Source organism: Pelagicoccus albus, assembly GCF_014230145.1.
Classification (GTDB): domain Bacteria; phylum Verrucomicrobiota; class Verrucomicrobiia; order Opitutales; family Opitutaceae; genus Pelagicoccus; species Pelagicoccus albus.
The window spans coordinates 21,834-39,415 of the sequence record NZ_JACHVC010000012.1 but is presented as its reverse complement, the minus strand read 5'-3'; the positions used below and the strand labels follow the sequence as shown (position 1 = coordinate 39,415).

Annotated in this window: 12 protein-coding genes; 7 read left to right on the top strand and 5 right to left on the bottom strand. The window is 51.9% G+C overall.

The window, feature by feature from the left end; genetic code table 11:
- The 4 genes from H5P27_RS09890 to H5P27_RS09875 form a co-directional block, all read right to left on the bottom strand.
- Positions 1 to 1,617: an ATP-binding protein gene (locus tag H5P27_RS09890; protein ID WP_185660237.1), complete on the bottom strand. Its 1,617-nt coding sequence runs from the start codon at positions 1,615 to 1,617 to the stop codon at positions 1 to 3.
- Positions 1,618 to 1,627: 10 nt separating this feature from the next.
- Positions 1,628 to 5,086, bottom strand: a complete 3,459-nt coding sequence (locus H5P27_RS09885) for a response regulator (protein WP_185660236.1) — start codon at positions 5,084 to 5,086, stop codon at positions 1,628 to 1,630.
- A 114-nt stretch (positions 5,087 to 5,200) separates the two neighbouring features.
- Entirely contained in the window at positions 5,201 to 6,010 is an 810-nt protein-coding gene (locus tag H5P27_RS09880; protein ID WP_221774670.1) for a transglutaminase-like domain-containing protein, read from the bottom strand.
- 53 nt (positions 6,011 to 6,063) lie between these two features.
- Entirely contained in the window at positions 6,064 to 6,366 is a 303-nt protein-coding gene (locus tag H5P27_RS09875; RefSeq protein WP_221774669.1) for a DUF350 domain-containing protein, read from the bottom strand.
- Between the two features lie 25 nt (positions 6,367 to 6,391).
- Between H5P27_RS09875 and H5P27_RS09870 the strand changes: the two genes are divergently transcribed.
- The 7 genes from H5P27_RS09870 to H5P27_RS09840 all read left to right on the top strand — a co-directional run bounded on the left by H5P27_RS09870 (position 6,392) and on the right by H5P27_RS09840 (position 14,633).
- The gene (locus H5P27_RS09870; protein WP_185660234.1) at positions 6,392 to 7,792 is read left to right on the top strand and encodes a sigma-54-dependent transcriptional regulator; all 1,401 of its coding nucleotides are present in this window, start codon (positions 6,392 to 6,394) and stop codon (positions 7,790 to 7,792) included.
- 199 nt (positions 7,793 to 7,991) lie between these two features.
- A complete protein-coding gene (locus tag H5P27_RS09865; RefSeq protein ID WP_185660233.1) occupies positions 7,992 to 8,900 on the top strand; it encodes a hypothetical protein in 909 nt (302 codons plus the stop codon).
- Positions 8,901 to 8,996: 96 nt separating this feature from the next.
- Positions 8,997 to 10,271, top strand: a complete 1,275-nt coding sequence (locus H5P27_RS09860; RefSeq protein WP_185660232.1) for a hypothetical protein — start codon at positions 8,997 to 8,999, stop codon at positions 10,269 to 10,271.
- 11 nt (positions 10,272 to 10,282) lie between these two features.
- Positions 10,283 to 11,710, top strand: a complete 1,428-nt coding sequence (locus H5P27_RS09855; protein WP_185660231.1) for a sensor histidine kinase — start codon at positions 10,283 to 10,285, stop codon at positions 11,708 to 11,710.
- A gap of 3 nt (positions 11,711 to 11,713) precedes the next feature.
- On the top strand, positions 11,714 to 13,285 hold the full coding sequence (locus H5P27_RS09850) for an outer membrane protein assembly factor BamB family protein (protein WP_185660230.1): 1,572 nt from the start codon (positions 11,714 to 11,716) through the stop codon (positions 13,283 to 13,285).
- A gap of 251 nt (positions 13,286 to 13,536) precedes the next feature.
- A complete protein-coding gene (locus tag H5P27_RS09845; RefSeq protein ID WP_185660229.1) occupies positions 13,537 to 14,001 on the top strand; it encodes a hypothetical protein in 465 nt (154 codons plus the stop codon).
- A 164-nt stretch (positions 14,002 to 14,165) separates the two neighbouring features.
- Complete coding sequence (locus H5P27_RS09840) at positions 14,166 to 14,633, top strand: aminoacyl-tRNA deacylase (protein ID WP_185660228.1); 468 nt, start codon at positions 14,166 to 14,168, stop codon at positions 14,631 to 14,633.
- Between the two features lie 97 nt (positions 14,634 to 14,730).
- Here the strand turns inward: H5P27_RS09840 and H5P27_RS09835 are convergent, their stop codons facing one another.
- The gene (locus tag H5P27_RS09835; RefSeq protein ID WP_185660227.1) at positions 14,731 to 17,220 is read right to left on the bottom strand and encodes a TonB-dependent receptor; all 2,490 of its coding nucleotides are present in this window, start codon (positions 17,218 to 17,220) and stop codon (positions 14,731 to 14,733) included.
- Positions 17,221 to 17,582: the final 362 nt, after the last annotated feature.

Here is a 17,582-nt window from a genome sequence, read left to right as displayed (position 1 = left end):
TTAGCGTGAAGCGTTTAAAACCTGAGTAAGCTCACCGAGCTTCAAGGGCTTTTGCAGGAACGCGGCGACTCCGAGTAATTGCAAATTAGGTCCGGGAGATGGAGGACTATTGCCCACGAAGACTACAATTGGCCTTTGATCTAACCTGATAGCCTCTACCTCTGAGAGAATCGCTTCGTTGTCTCTGCCGGAAGGGGAAACATCGATGATGATCAGATCAAACTCTTGTCGCCGCAAAGCGTCGACAGCGTCTTGGTGGTTGCGGCCAACTTTGGAGGATCCTCCCAAGCGTTTAATGGTCGCTTTTATGTATGCCAGATGGTGCGGATCTCTTTCGATGATTAGGCAGCTTTTCCCCACCAGTGGCGAATCGGTTTCGGCCCTCTGATGAGCTGGAAAAGAGAATTGAGCCTCCCGAGGAATTGGAAGTGAGAAACTAAAGGAGCTACCTTTACCCGGTTCACTCTCGACGGATAGTTTTCCGTGCACGCTTTCGGAGATTTGCTTGCAGATAGCCAAGCCCAAGCCGAGACCGTAGTAGTTTCGGGACAAGGATTGATCCACTTGCGCAAACGCCTCGAAAATTGCGTCGGTATCCTTTTTATCGATACCGATTCCTGTGTCCTTTACCGAAAGCTTTAGCTCTGTATCGCCGTCGGAAGTGGGTGCGAGATTTGCGGAAATCTCTATCGAGCCTTTGTCCGTGAATTTACATGCGTTGGCCACGAGGTTTTGAACAATTTGGCGTAGAGCGTCGGCATGGCTCATCACCACAAGTTCGTCATTCGTGATCTCGCCGTCCAGCATCACCTTTCCTTTGATCTCCACTTCCTGGCCTTCCTCGAGAGTGGTTCGGGCTAGCGTCACACTGTCATGAATGAGTATGGAAAGATCAATTGGGGCGCAGACTTCATGATTTCTAAGAGATCCGTGCTGCACGAATTCCATGATGCTGTTGATCATAGCCAAGAGATCTTTTCCGCTGCGATTGATCAGCTCAATGTGGGAGCGAGTCTCGGAATCTTCCACGACTCGGGAGACCATGTCGGACAGCCCGATAATCGGGTTTAGCGGCGTACGGAGCTCATGGCTCATCACTGAAAGGAAGTTGGATTTTGCTTCGCTTGTCCGCTGCAGTGACTGAACGAGACCTTCCCGATCGCGCAGCTGTTCTTCTAGCTGATCGCTTTTACGCTCCAGTTCGACAAGGGCTCTCTTGAGGCTCGCGATTAGCTTCTGGTTTTCCGACGTCAGGTTCGAGGCTTCGATGGCATTACGAAAAGCCAATTTCAGCTCTTCTTCTTTCCAAGGCTTTTTGAAATAGTAATAGATGTGGCACTCGTTGATGGCATCCAGAATGGCTTCTATATCGCTGTATCCAGTGAGTATGGTACGTACCGTCCCCGGAAAGTCCTTGCGAATACGATTCAGGAAATCGGTCCCGTTCTCTACTGGCATTCGCTGGTCGGTTACCACTAGCTGTATATCGTTCTCCTTTAGGATCTGATAGCCTTCAGAGGTGTTCGCAGCGGTGAATACTTGGAATTCGTCCTCGAAGCTAAGCCTGAACGAGTTGAGACTATGGGGTTCGTCATCGATGTATAGAATCGAATGCATTCTAAGGGAACTAATTAAGAGTTGGGTGTTGGAGTTCCGCGTCCTCGGCGATTTTAGCGATCCGCTCGTAATCAAAGTTGCGAGCGATGGCGAAAAGTTCCGCGGAGGCTGAGGGCTGATCGTTTTGAAGCTCTTTTATGATGGAGTCGATCTTTTCGAGATAGCCGCCATGGCAGGCGGCGATGAGTTCTTCCTTTTGACGTTTAGTTAACGTGAGCTCGAAACTCTTGGTGTTTACGGAGGAGTGCTTTTCGAAGGATGGCTCGGTTATCGTTTGCGTGGTGGGAAGGTCCAGCAGCGCGGCGATTGTTTTGAGTAGGCTGTTTTCGTCAAACGGCTTGGTCATGAACTTGTCAGCCCCTAGATTTAGAATTCGGTCTCGTTGCTGATCGAAGGCGCTGGCAGTAAGAGCGAGGATCTTGGGTTGGGTGAATATCGTGTCTTTGCGGATCTTTTCCACGACTTGATATCCGTCCATGATCGGCATACGGATATCGAGAATGATCAAGTCCGGCGAATACAGCTTCCATTGGGCAATGGCGGAGTTCCCATCGGATGCCAGTCTGATTTCGAAACCATACTCGCCCAAGAATCTTTCCAAGTATTGGAGGTTTGAAACCTTGTCGTCGACGATGAGCAGTCTCTTGGCTGCGGCAGATTGGTAAGGGATCTCGATGGTGACAGAATCGCTATCGTCGGGTGAAGCTTCAATCGCCTCGTATGGGATGTTGACCGTGAAGGTTGAGCCCACGTCCAGTATCGAGCTTGCGACTATGTCTCCCCCCATCAAACGGCTGAATTCTCGACTGATGGCGAGACCTAGACCCGTGCCGCTGCTTTGCTTTTGCCCAGCCTTGCCCTGTTGGAAAGCCACAAAGAGCTTCGAAAGCTCGTCGGGAGCTATTCCGCAGCCTTCGTCTGCTACTTCGATGAACAACTGCCCGTCGTCTACCCAAGATTTGAAGGATATCGTGCCGGAGTCGGTGAATTTAACCGCGTTCACCAAAAGGTTGAAGATGATTTGGCGGAGCTTTGTACTGTCTCCCAATATGCGAGACGGCAAATTCTCCGCTAGGGATGATTCGAAGTGGACGCCCTTTTCTTCGCAGCGAGCCTGAAAAATGCCAGCTGCCTCATTCAATAGATGGGGCAGATTAACCTGCGACTGAAGGAGGGATAGGTGGCGGGATTCGATTTTCGACATGTCTAGGATCGAATCCAGCAGGCTAAGCAAATGTTCGCTGCTCGTATTGATAAGTTGGACGTATTCCATTTGGCGCCCATCGAGAGTCTTGTCGCGCTTCAGCAGCCGAGAGAATCCCAGAATCGCGTTCATAGGAGTCCGGATTTCGTGGGACATGTTGGCGAGGAACTCGCTCTTGGCCTTGCTTGCCTTGCGAGCGATCTCCTGTTGCTCGCGTTGGCTTTCCAAGGCCTTTTGAAGGTCGGTCACGTCCATTTGGACCCCGATGTACCGCTTGACCGAACCGTCCTTGTAGAAATGGGTCGGCACTCCGCGCATCATTATCCAGGCCCAGGTACCATCGCATCGCTGCATGCGCATCTTGTGCTCGTATTCTTTGCCTTCTCGGGTGCAACGTACCTGTCGGTAGTAGGATCGCCGCAAGTCCGAGGGATGAGTCAGGTTTACGACTGTCTGCTCGTTATGCTCCAAATCGCCCGGCTGGTATCCGAGCACCTCGAAGAACTCCGGACTGTAGGTGACGCGTTCTTCGCGCGGAAACCATTCGAACTGACCGCCCGCACCGGCCTTTTTTGCCAGCAGAAGCCTTTCGGTTGATTGAACGAGGACTCGCCTTAGCCGCAGGGTGCTGAGCCTCCACAGAAGCGCTAATAGAAGGCAGATTGCGACAGCGGAGATCGGTTTCCACCAGGCCGTGAAGTCGACCACTTCTTGGACTTTGGCAGTTACCCAATTGTCGTAGATCGCTGAGGCTTCCGCTTCGCTGATCGAGGCGATCGCCTTGTTTACTATCTCAAGGAGCTGGGATGCTTCCGCGAAATCCGAACTGATTAGGCTAAGATTTAACGACTCAGCCAGAGTGTCCACGATTTGCAGTTCGGAGGCGTAGCTTGCCTGCAAAAGACGGGTGCAGGTGGCGTAGTCGCCGATGTGGGCAGCGACTCTTCCGTGGGTAAGGTCTTCCAGGCCTGACCTGTCGGAATCTACCGAAATGAAAGTGATCTGCGGGTACTGGTCTGAGAATTTGGCGAAGTAGGGATTGTTTTCGGCAATGCTCACCTCTTCTCCTCCAAAGGCGGACAGGTTGAAACGAGTCGCCTCCGAATCGCTGGTCACCAAGACCAGAGGAATGCTCAAGTAGCCAATGGAACTCTTGTCCTCCTCTCGGGTACCGGCTCGCAACATGGCTCGTCCGTCGGCAAGCGAGTCCAACATGTCGTCGCGATCCTTGATGATGATACGGTCGAACACGAAGCCGGTTCGGTCCTCTATTAGGTCCAGTACATCGTGAAGAATCCCCTTGTGCGTGCCGTCACTGGCAATTGAGGAAATGGGCGGAGCATCCGAATCAGATGCGACGGTCACGTTTTTCAGCCCCTCTATGAATTCTTGCTCGGACTTAGTCAGCCGCAGCATAGGGGCGGCATTTGATCGGCTTGTTTCGATGTCTCCCAGCCAGGTCGCTTGCAGCCTTATTTTGGCGTAGGGATCGATAGCATCTAGGCCGCGACTTATCTTTCGCGTTATCCCCGGTTGGTCTCGCAGTGACACGGGCCGGAGACTGCGCTCGATGAAGGGAGCTCCGGTTTTTACCAAGTTTAAGTCACGGATCCCGTTTTGAGAGTAGCTGACCAAAGCATCCTCTTCGAAGACTCCGATCACGCTGGGGTCCTTCCGCATCAAATCGAGGGCTTCGGGCAAGTCGCGACTGACGACCCACTCGATTTCAGGAAAGCGATCTTCTGCGAATTTCCTCAAATAGGAATCGGGCCCTGCCACCGCGACCTTTGCTCCTTGAGCCTCTGAAATGGCGCGGATCTTTGCGGAGCGCCTGAAATAAAAATGCACTCGGTTCAGAAAGATCTCTGGTCCGAAACTGTATCTTTCGGCTCTCTCTTTGCTGTAGTACAGGCCGAAAAGGGCGTCGATCTCACGGTTTGCCAGCTTTTGCTCGAGCGATTGCCAGTCGTCGTCGTCGAGCTCGATAGCCTCGTCCACCTGAGCATCCAGAAGCTCGATCAAGTCGACCAGATATCCTTGCGGCTTGCCCGTAGAGCTGTCGCTTAGCGGTGCGTAGCTCTCTGCTACCCCGATCCGAATCAGATTCTCCTCGGCGCTAAGCTTGAAACAGCAGATCGCCAGCAAGGCGAAAATCGCCGCGCTCAAGAGGCGTGGGTTGTGACTTGGTTCAAGCACTCGATCCGGGATGGGTTCCGCGAAAGCGACCTGGATATGGCCTTCGCTGGTTGATTGGTTGAATGGCAAAATTGCTTAGATAAAGCAACTTAGAAAATTCATGCCGGCTTCTAGGGCGAATTAGTTTTCCCGATTACTGGGGTGCTAGAAGTCGAATTTTAGGGCTTTGACTGATGTCGGGTACTAGCGATGAATGCGGCCTGTTTTCAGCCACTGTGGACCAGAATAGTCGCTCGGATCTCCGCTTTGGTCTGAGATCCAGTAATAGTCGCGATCAAACATCGCTTCGGGTACGTACCCTTGGGCGAGTGAAGCTAGCGGATAATTGCTCCAGAGTCGGCGTTTTTTCTTACTCGTAGATTCCAGTAGAAAGGTCCCTTTGGGGCGAATGACAACGACCCAGGCATGCCCTTGGCCCTTGTGGGTACCGACCACTACTCTGGCGTCTTCACCCATGCCGATAAGCCAGTCGGCCAAGGCGATTGAGTGGTCCTCGCAATCGCCACGGCCGATGCGATAGCTCTCATAGGAGCTTAGCCATATTTCCTGGAATCCGGCGAATTGCTCTTTGTCGAGCTGATACTTGAGCCGCATGCTAAGTACCTGGTGTGGCATCCAGAATTCTTTAACTTCGAAGGGATGGTAGTCTACTAGGAAGCTGTTCAGGAAATGGTGTTTGTGATCCAAGCCCAGTTTGGAAGCCATAAATTTCTGATTCAGCGAATCCAAAAAGATAAAGCCTTTGTCTTGCTTCGGATCCTTGTTCGACAGATTCAGCTGCCCGGTGACTTCCAGCTCACTCAAGCGGTATCCTCCGTTCAGTGAACTGGCGACGGCATTGCTCGGTAGGGCGTAGATCTTGTCGGAGTCGGTGGGGCTACTGGGGGAAAGGCTCTCTTCTATTTTGAGTGAAAGCTCGTGGTCTGTATTTGGATATTGGTTACTTGAAATGCCCTGCGAAGAAAGGTAAGCCTTCAGCAGGGTAGCGACCACGAAGCATGAAACTCCGATTGCGATTGGAATTAGCTTGAAGTGTTGCCGCTTCACTAGGCTCTCAAGCCGAAGGAGATGATGATCGCGACGAAGAGCAGCAGGCTCGCCGCGAATATTGCGACCGAGATGTTGTTCTTTTTCAGTTCCTCCTCCATGTCTATTTTCTTGAGCAGAAATCGATCGATTAGCTTGATCGCATAGACTCCACAGAAGAGTGAAACGACTGTGTAGGTGATGCTTAAGAGAAGGTTCGCGAGAGAGGCGACGAAGAAGTGGAAATCCATGGAATCTAGTATTCCGCTCCGTAGCCTCGATGGAAAGACCGAAATCGACATCGTCTTGGGGCTTGATTCCATGGGGGAGTGAGGGATTAATGGATACATGAGCGGTTTGCTGAGTGGTCGTGAAATCTTGGTCGTTGAAGATGAGGTCCTGCTAAGAAAGCGCTTGGCCGCCTTTCTTGATTCGCAGGGCGCTGCTTGTACCGCGGTCGGGACTTTGGAAGAGGGACGGAATGCTCTGCGGGATCTGGCTCTCGATTACGTATTGGCAGATGTGAACTTGCCGGATGGGCTGGGACTCGACCTGATCGAGGAAGCTCGAGAACAAGGCGAGATACCAATTGTGATCATGACCGCGGATGGTGGCGTTTCTGTTGCCGTAGAAGCTCTCAAGCGTGGAGCCAGCGATTATCTGGCCAAACCCTTCGATCCGCAGGAGCTACCTCTTGTCCTTGCTCGGGCTCAGAGTGGACGCAGGGAGACTCGGCTAAAACGCCATCGCAACAGTCCCACGCAGACGGAGAGCTCTGGCGAAGGGCCATTTTTTGGAAAATCCTTGGAGGCCTTTCGACAACAGCTTGATCGGGTTTTGGAGGCGGACCGACGTTTGACTGACAAGTTGCCTCCCGTCCTGATCGAAGGGGAAACAGGGACAGGCAAGACGACGGTCGCTCGCTGGCTTCACAGCCATGGTTCACGAAGCAACAAGGAATTGGTCGTGGTCAATTGCGCCACCTTGCCGGATCAAGTCGCCGAATCTGAGTTGTTTGGCCACGAGAAGGGAGCGTTTACCGATGCGAAGCAGGCGAGAATCGGCCTTTTTGAGGCTGCGGATGGAGGCACTTTGTTCTTGGATGAAATCGCGAGCCTAACACCGAGCCTACAGGCCAAAGTTCTAACCGCTATTGAAGATGGGAGCATTCGGCGATTGGGAAGCAGTAAGGAGATCGCGGTAAATGTTCGCTTGATCGCTGCCTCAAACAGATCCCTTAAAGAGCTTTCCGAAAAAGGCGAATTTCGGGAGGACCTCTACCATCGGCTCAACTTGCTGGCGTTCACGATCCCGCCATTGCGTGAGAGGCGTGAGGATCTGGAGCGTCTTGCCAGTCACTTACTGACGGGCTTGAGCCGCAAATATGGTTATCAGGACGCTCGTTTCTCGAAGGCGTGCATGAGCTGGATTTTAAGCTACGATTGGCCGGGGAATGTGCGGGAGCTTTTGCACGAAATCGAACGGGCGCTCGTGTTGGGCGATCCTAGCGATTTGAGCTTTGTGGGCCTCGACGCCAGTGCCAATCCGAGTGTGGCAGACGGTGGCGATGATTGGCTGCGTCCCGGATGGTCGTTTCCCGACAGCGGCTTTTCCCTAGACGATGCCATTGATCGATTGGTCGATAAGGCGATCGATCAATGCGAAGGAAACGTTTCGAAAGCGGCTCGCTTGTTGGGAGTGGCTCGAGACTACATTCGCTACCGGAAGTCCAAGAAGGGTGGTGAATAATCCCCAGGAGCTAGAAGCTCCCTCGGATTTGTCTGGTGAATAGTACCCGAATCGCCTGTTGCGTTTGTTTGTTTGAAAGAAGTAGAAAATACGCAAGATACTGACTTACAGTTGTTTGAGGATGTTTTGAATGGCTTGGCACATTCTCTGCAATACCAGTTTCGGTCGCCAAAACCGTAAACTATTAAATCCAAATACAATGAAAAAGTATAAGAGACATCTGGTAGCAGCAATTACGCTCGGCGCCGTGAGTTTGGTCATGCCGACATTCGGCCAAGGTAATTTTGGTTCCGACACCCAAGCGGGTCAGTATGGAATCGTGGATAGGTTGATCGATTCCTCCGACGAGTTGATCGAACGAGCATTTAAGGCATACCAAAATTTGCCGGAAGAGACGCAGCAAGATCTCTTGGCGTACCAGCAAGGACTAGCTGAACTGAGAACTACTTGGGAAAATGAATATCAGCCTGGCGAAGGCGCGACGCTCGATGAAATTATCGCAGCACGCGAAGCCTACGTATTGGAGATGACCGAAGAGATCCAGGCCAGCCGCGAGCTGAGAATGGAAATCGTGGCAAGTCTCCGCAGCGAGTTGAGAGACCGTTTCGAGGGCGAGGCCTGGACCGATGAAGCACGAGCTCAATACGAGGAATACAACCAAGTTAAACGCGAGCTTGCCGCAGCATGGGCAGCAGTCTTGGCGGATTTGGGAGGAGATGCGACTCGTGAAGATATCGCTGCTGCTCGGGAACAGTTCAAACTCGACTACGCAGACGTAATCGCCGAGCAGAAGGAATTGGCTAAGCAGCTGCGTCAAGCGGCCCGTCAATTCGCTCAAGAAAATCGCCCTTACGCAGATCGTGAAGTATTGCCGCCAGAATTGCAGGCCCTTCGCGATGAAATACAAGCCGAGCGGCAAGCCCTGCGCGAGCAGAGACGAGAAGCGTTTCAGGCCATGGCTGGCATGACTGCTGAAGAGCGCGAAGCAGCCCGTCTAGAGCTTTTGGAGGAAATGAAACAGACTCATAATGAAATCAAGGAACGCCGCCGTCAGATCATCGAAGGAATCGGCGACATGCAGGATGGCGACCGCCGTCCCGAGGATTAAGATGAGAATCGCGGCCAAAGCCTAGATTCTGTATGAACGGCGTGGACGGGTCGTCGAACCCGTCTGCGCTCTATGTATCAATCGTAAATTACTCCGATGACTTTCCCCTTCCTCAGACTTAGAAGCTTGATCACTTTCGTGAGCGGCTTTGCAGGCTGTGTATTCACCATTTGGGGGCAGAATACAAGTGACAGCGACGTTTTGCCCGAGGATGAATGGTTCGAAAGTTTACTTGGAGATCTGGACTCCACTGATCCTTGGGAGGATCCATCGCCGTGGGAAGCAGAGCTTACCGACATGGCCCCGGAAACGGTAGATGTAGCTCCCTTGGAGACCGATCTTCTCTCGCTCAGTTTGGATGCGAACCTGGAAGTATCCTTCGGATGGAAGGAAAATGTTCTTTTGAGCGCGGACGGTAGTGTAGATGCTGCGTCCGTGCGTACTGCTATCGATTTGTTTGCGCACAAGCCGTCCGCCATCAAAGATTGGGATCTCATGGCTTTGTTTTGGGGCGAAGCAAAACGGTACGAGGATGTCGAAAATTTAGAGGACGAATATCTAGCCATGGCCCGAGTCATGGCAGTCAGTAAAATCGGAGATCGTAGCGACCTAGAAGTCTTTGGGGCTGGGCTTGCCTCTCGACAAGCATTCGATCGATCGGATTTCGAGATTGATTACGAGGTCCAGCAAGTGTCGCTAGTATCGCCAGAAGTGGGATTGGTCTTTTCCAATAAATCGTCTTCAGGTTTGAGCACGTCACAGCTGGATTTTTCGCTGGGTGAATTCCGTTATGGGGAAAGCCTAGAGGACTACGAATATGCCAAACTTGGAGGGCAATGGAAAAGGAGGCTTGGCGAGGCCCACAAGCTTACTGCTCGGATTGAATTGGGAGGCGAAGACTACTCCGAGAAACTTTCGAGAGGTAGCGGTATCGATTATGGTGATACGATGGGCTTGGAGGTTGTGACTGCTCGAACAAGCCTCGAATTATATTCTTGGGGAGGAGATTCACCTCTAGCGATGAAGTCCAAGGTCTACTGGCAAGTGGAAGACGATGTGGATGGTGACTATTACGAACGCCAGAAACTTGATTTCAGGCAGAGCTTTGAGCTCCATCGGGCCAACTGGAAATTGGACTTCGCTTGGGGATACAATGAGGTTACCTATCCCAATCGGATGGTGGTGGATATTGATAGCAGCCGATCCGATTGGAGTGTCTATTTCCGGCCCAGATTCGAATTAGGTTTAGGGGAAAATTGGGTACTTTTCGCCGAGGCGGAAAAAGTCAAAAAGCGTTCCAACGACTTGATATTCGATTACGACACGCAGTCGATGTACGTCGGGTTTAGTGCAAAGGGATTTTGGCAGTAGGTTCGGGTGTCATGAAAGAAGAAATACAAGCCGAAACGAAGGTTTTGCTGCCGCCCGATAGGTCAGGGTTACTGGGTGTCTTTTCGCTATTGTTGGTGATGGTCTCTTTTGTGGGGGTTGTTGTCTGGGTTTCATTCTCTGTACGAGATGAAATCCGCTCCCAGTTTATGTCGCGAGATGCCTATGTGCTCTCTCTCATGGTGGAAAACGAGCTGCGAAAAGCCGAGAGTGAGTATCTTCTGTTTTCGTTCGAAACGCTTTCGGAGGATCAGGTTTGGGCGAGCTTGCTAGAGTCGGCCGGAGCGAACGGCGTTTTCGCAGCCCGATTGTATTCAGTCGAAGGCTCGATGCTCAAAAGCACAATTGAGACATTTGATGGCTACGAACATGGGAAGAGTTTAGCCCTCGAAGCATTCAGCAAAAACAAGTTTGTCACGGATTTATTGGAGGATGCGACGCTAGATGATTTTGGAGTTTTGAACTTCGGCGATAGCGAGACGTTTTCCGCTCTCGCGGTTTATTTGCCCCTTCGTTCAGGGATGGATAACACTCCGCTCGGTGTGGCGGCCTATCTCTTGGATGGAAGAACTTTAGAAGATGAATTTAAAACCCTGGATCGGAGACTGATCCGACAGGGGGCGACGGCATCTGGGGTAGGGTGCCTCGCCATTATTCTGATTTCGGGATTCGCTTGGTCCCGACTATTGGACAGCAAAAGGAAGCTCGCTGACAAATCGATTCATTTGCAAAAAGCGAATCAGGAGTTGGCCATGTTGGCGCGTACGTCGGCCTTGGGTTCTGTAACTGCACATCTGATACATGGATTGAAGAATCCGCTCGCCGCTGTGAGGCAGGTGCTGCAAGCGAAGCGTCAAGGTGGAGTGGGATTGGATGAGGAAGATTGGGTGGATGCCGATGATGCCGCCAAGCGCATGCATCAGCTTGTGCAGGAGGTAGTCGAGATGCTGCAGGATGCGTCTTTATCAAGTGGATACGACCTAGAAGAGGAAGACCTAAAGCAGGAGTTGACTCGGAGATTCGGACCCATCGCTGAAACGATGCATATTGGCTTTGAAGTCGATTGTACGGGGCGCGGAGAACTTGAATCGCACCGGGCGAGTCTCGCATTGCTAATTGTATCCAATCTTGTGCAAAACGCTCTTGATGCTGTAGGCGACGGTGGCGACGTTCGAGTGTCTATCGCATTTGGCGAGGTTGATGCGGTCTTTCTCGTAAGAGACAACGGACCAGGCGTGCCTGAGGATAGACGTAAGAATCTTTTCCTGCCGATGGGCAGCGAGAAGTCGGGCGGTACAGGAATTGGATTGGCCATTAGTAAACAGTTGTCCGAACAGTTAAGCGCTCGCTTGAGCTATGCAGGAAGCGAGGGGCAAGGCGCGGTGTTTGAGCTCGTGGTCCCATTGAAAGGAAAGGAATAGACAGTGAAGCTATTAAATCTCTGGTCGCATCGCCAATTTTGGATCGGCGTTTCGTTGATTATCTCGCTTTCTGCGAAGGGTGCTCCTGGTGACATGATTTGGGAGTTTCAGACGGGTGGGGCGGTTTTTGCTTCGCCGAGCCTTTCCGAAACGGGGAACAGCTTTTGGGCCAGCAGGGATAAGAGCGTCTATGCTTTGAGTAAGGATGGGAATCTGTTGTGGTCCTATGAAACAGGAGACTGGGTCGAGTCGGTGCCTACTCTTTCGCATGACGAATCCGCGCTGTATTTTGGATCTTGGGACAACCACCTTTATGCCCTGAATGCGACTACGGGAAACCTACTCTGGAAATTTGAAACAGGGAATTTGATCGTATCTTCACCATCGCTCGATGCCTCTGGAAATCTGTATTTTGGTTCATCCGACGGTTTCTTTTATTCGTTGGATGCGAGTGGAAACTTGCGGTGGAGCTATCTGGTGGGAGACGAGATCGATTCCTCGGCGGCTATTGGAAGAGACGGCTCGATTTATTTTGGATGCTACGACGGCGCTCTCTACTCGCTTAGCTCCGATGGCGAATTGCGGTGGCGTTTTGAAACCGATGAACCGGAAGACTCGGAGGATTGGCGTATCAAATCTCCCGTTACGATTACATCTGATGGTTTGATTCTGTTTGGTGGAGGAAACGGAATTTTATATGCGTTGAATTCGAGTGGTAATTTGGAATGGAGCTTTGAATCGGACGAAAAAATCGATACGGGAGTCACAATTGGCGAGGATGGAGAGATCGTATTTGGATCCAGAAATGGTTCGCTTTATCAACTCGATGAAAACGGGATTTTGGAATGGGAGAGCTATGTGGGCGATATTTTCTATTCCACCCCTCTTGTCGCTTCGGCTGGTACGAGCATAGTGGGCAGCTACTTAGGAAACCAGGTCAGCGGCTTGACTGCATTGGATGCGGAAGGGGCTGTGCTTTGGGAGCATCTGGTTTTAAATTACATCGATAGCTCACCGCTTCTGGATTCCCATGGTCAGGTACTGTTTGGCGACTATGGCGGGACGGTCTATGCGATAGAGTCCGGTGTTCAATCGGTGGATACGGATTGGACTAGGTTTGGGGGAGGCCCGGCTAACATGAGTTTGCAGGCAGAAAATGCCGCATTGGAAGCTTGGTCCTGGGGGTTCTATCTGTGGTTGAGCGAAAGAGGCTTGGAACAGTACGCTACGCTGCCGTCGGTCGATCATGACCAGGATGGGCTCTCTTTAGGCCTCGAGTATATTTATGGATACGATACTGCGGAGGGCGATATCGGCCATATACCGTCCTTAACCTGGATGGCGGATGAGACTGGAGAATTCTGGCAATTGGACTTTTCGCGACTGAAGACCGATGAAGCACTTGTCATGGCATGGCAATTTAGCTCGAACTATGAAACTTGGACCGATCTTGAGCCAGCGGAGACTCTTATTTTGGACGAGGATATCTTGGAGCTGGGAAGCCACGAAGCGGTTCGCCTTTTGATTCCCGTTAAATCCGTGGGTGCTTTGCGTCTGAAAGTGACGAATTTCTAAATGGGTAGCTAGGGAAACGAGAGGGTTTTAAGTATTCCAAAGCTCCTTGACTGTTTTGCACTTTGAATCGGGCTGTAGTGCATCGTGCAAGAGGATGATGCTGCCCTGAACCGTGAAAATGGAAAATGGTAGGTACTTGCCACGGTTTCGGGAGAATTCCGGTTAATCGGCATCGAAATCGCAATTCTAGTAGATGTTCACGGCGGCAAATCTTCATCCGCCGCTTCAACTAACCATCAACCGAACGAATTATGTCAGAAACGAAGATTTCAAACACAGAAAAGAGATTTGGGAAGCGTATCGTACTTCCCGTAGCGGGTGCTGCGGCACTGGGCTTTCTGGCGAGTCTACTTTTGATCGAGAATGACGATGAAATGACCAACCCCGGAGACGCCATCGTTTACCAAGTCGAGTCGCCCGAGTCGTTGAGCCCTATCGAGCGGAGCCAGCAAATCGAAGATTTGAGGGCGACCTTGGACAGTTTGAACACCCACTTGGAATCCAACGGTGAATTGCAGAGTAGCGATGAGTCCATGGCAGTAGCCATGCGGCATCAGGAAATGGTGGAGGACAAACTCGTGGTGCTCGAGCAGGCTCATCAATCGGAATGGAGGGATCATCTCGAGGACGCCTATGCGAAGCTAGGTGACTATGCCCGAATCGTTGGGGCCGAAAGCATAGACGACGTAGATAATGGGCCCTCCAGCGAGTCGTAGTTGAAGGCTTCGCATTTCTCCAATTTCCTCTGCTTCAGTTGGACTTAAGCCGCTTTTAGGCGTAGATTCTAGGCAACTCCGCCGACGCTGTCCATTGCGGCTGCGCCGACGTTTGTCGGTATCAAAGAACGTAGTCTAAAACTAACATTCAGGAGGAATGCGTTATGGCAATTGCCCGGATAACTGAGTACTTGGATCTGCACCGTATCAAGTACCAGAGAATCACCCATTCACCCGCCTACACCGCCCAGGAGGTAGCTGCTAAAGCGCATGTGTCAGGTTGGGAATTGGCAAAGACGGTTATGGTTAAGCTCGATGATGAGCTTGTGATGACAGTCTTGCCCGCGTCGGAACAAGTCGATCTCGGCTATCTCGCGGAGATCGTCGGATCTAAGAAGGTAACGCTTGCCGAGGAAGGCGAGTTTATGGATTTCTTCCCCGGCTGCGACGTGGGAGCGATTCCTCCCTTTGGCAATCTATACAACCTGAAGGTGTTCGTTGCTCCGGAGCTTGCGGAAGACGAATACATCTTTTTCTCGGCGGGGACTCACACGGAATTGGTGAGGCTGGCCTACGAGGATTTTGAGTGGCTGGTTGAACCTGAGATGGTTCCACTCGCGGTGCTGGATTAAAGCAGCCTGAACGCTGCCAGCCGGCTCCGGTAGACACGAAAAAGCCGCTACGCGAAGAGCGTAGCGGCTTGTTGTTTTAAATCGGTGATTTTGACTCTTAGAACGCGACCTTTAGGCCGACGTTGTAACGACGTGGTGAGCCGAAGAATACGGCGGCGTCGTCGGCATCGTGGTCGAGGTCGTATGCGTTGTAATAGTCGTTGTCGGTTGCGTCTTGGATATAGTTTTCGTCGAAGACGTTGAGCACGCTCGCGAATACTTCGTACTGGATATCTGTATCAGTGGGGAGAACCCAATCGAAGTGGAGATCGAAAACTGTGTGATCTGGGATTTCCCAGCTCTGAGCTCGGTCGGTCGAATCTGTACGGCTCAAAGGATCGAAATCCGCGTAGTGGTCGCGGTTGTGGCGGCCACGGAAGGTCATGTTGAGACCGGTCTTAGGCATGTACGTCAAACTCGCAGTCAGCTGAGTCTGAGGCGCGTCTCCGACCTTCAGACCGTCGATGTACAAGTCGAAGTTTTCGGGCACGAGGTCGGAATCCACTCCTGGGATGCTCGCGCTTACGTCTCCAGTGTAGACCCAGTCGTTCAAGCTGAGAGATGTATCAAGTTTGAAAGACTTGCTTAGGAGGAAGGTGCCTTCGAATTCGATACCTTGGTGGCGTTGGTCAACACCGCTGATGTTGACGTACTCGTCGAAGATAATGTTTTCGCCGGTTCCGTCGTAAATGACGAGGCTCTTAGTGAAGGCGCGGTCGGTCCAGTTTGTGCGGTAGATATTCGCGCCAAAACGGACTTTTCCGTCCTCAGTTACGTAGTCGACGCCGATTTCCACGTTGCTGAACACTTCGCTTGGTGGGTTGAAGTATTCTTCACCGGTGCTGTCATTGATTACTGTGTCGAAGATTGGTACCTTTTCAACGTAACCGAAGTTAGCGTAGGCGCTGACGGTGTCGTTGATGTCGTAGCGACCACCGAACTTGATCTGGTAGCCGTCGAAATCGTCGGAGTCAGTCGTGTTGTCGGTGTAGTAGTCGTAGAACGAGTAGGAGATCTGGGAGAGACCCAACATTGCGAAACCGGAGAAGGCATCCTTTTCGTAGGAGGCTTGTCCGAAGGCGCCGATCCAATCAACGGTGTTTACGTTGTGGTAGTCGATAATGCCGCCGAGGGTCTTTTGCAGACCATCTACCCAACTGTCGACGTAGTAGTCGCCACCCAATAGGTCGCGCACTTCGCGGTAGTGGGTGATCTCAGCAGTGCGCCAGTCGAGACCGAAGGAAGTCTTCCAGTTTTCGGAGAATTCGTAGGTTGCCTTTGAGATGGCGCCGATCTGCCACTGGTCGTTGCGAGAGTTACGCAGGATACCGGTGGATTGGGCTCTGCCTTCGCTGTCGAGGTTTGCCGCGTTTTGGGCGATCTCTGCATCCCAATCACGGTTGCGGTGGAGGTAGCTACCGAAATCGCTAACGCGGGCGACGGATCCATAAGTTCCGGTGCCGCCGCCGGTGCCGCCAGAATAATAGAGCACGTTGTCCCATGACCAAGAGCTCTCTTCTGGGCGGAAGTACCAGTTTACGGAGACGAGTGGCTTATCGTAGAAGTTCTCGCGTTCGTTGATTCTCTGAGAAAACTTGCGAGGCCCAGTTCCGGAGTCGTCCACTTGAAGACCGTCGTAGTCTTCGGAAACGTAATTCCAGGTTTCGTTGTAGCTGTAGCCGCGCTCGTAGTAGGTATCGAGAGCTGCCGCGTCGTAGTCCGAAAGGCTCAGTGCGTAGTCGGCATCGTATGTTCCGATATTGCGCTGGTAGAGATTCTGGCCGTGACGTTGTGGAGCTCCCATTCCGTAGAGCTCAATGGTGTTGGCTTCATTGATCTTGTAGGATGCGCCCAAATACCATGCCCAAGCATCTGTCCATACGCCGTCCATGTAGCTGTCGCCAGTCTTGCGAACCACGGCAGCGGAGGCTGCGAACTTATCGTTGATCAAACCAGTATGGCCGATGAGAGTCGTCTTAGAAAAGCCGTCTGAACCAATCTCCTGCTTGAAGAGACCACCCTTTTCTTTGGAAGCAGGGTCGGTGAGGATGTTTAGTGTGCCTCCAATGGAAGGTACAGCTAGATTCAAGTTGCTGGTACCGCGTTGAAGCTGGATGGAAGAAGCGACGTCGCCGATGCCGTCCCAGTTTGACCAGTATACCCAGCCGTTTTCCATGTCGTTAACGGGAACGCCATTGATCATTACCGCGACGTTGCGCTGGTCGAAACCGCGCACGTTGACACGAGCGTCACCTGCGCCGCCACCTTGGTTGGTTGCGTAGACGGATGGAGTGTAGTTTAGGGCGACTGGGATGTCTTGAGACGCGAGAAAGCGGTCGAGATCATCCTTACTCAGTTCCGAGAAGGCGACTGGAGTTTCTCCAGCGATGGCTCGGTTTGATAGCTCCTCAAGGGGAGTTACGGTGAAGCTTTCGAGTTCGTAGACTTCGTCGCTTTCGGTCTCGTCGACGCTTTGAGCGTAGAGCGGGGCCGAACCGGCCGCTAGCATACACGCGGCGATGGTTGGTAGTTTAGGTACAGGTCTCATGATAGTTTTAGTAGTTTAGTTTTCGTTGAATCAGCTGTCCGTTTTTTGGAGGCTTCAGCATCGCCTGGCCAAGGTGTCGGACTTTCAACGGGAGCGGAGCATCACTAAATGGCGGAAGTCGTCAATGGGAGGAATTCATAATTCACGTAGCCTTAACGCACTTGTCGGCAAATCGTAACGCACCTAGGAAAATGAAAATCGTCAGCACAGATTGCGCCTAAATGAATGCCCGATGAATTCAGCTCAAGTCCAATCTAGCACTGTTCTTTTTGAAGCGTTTCAACGGCTCAAAGATGTAGTTTTAGCCGTTTTGCAATTGGCTACAGGGTTTTCGGAGAATCTGTAAACAGAGTGGGAGCTGA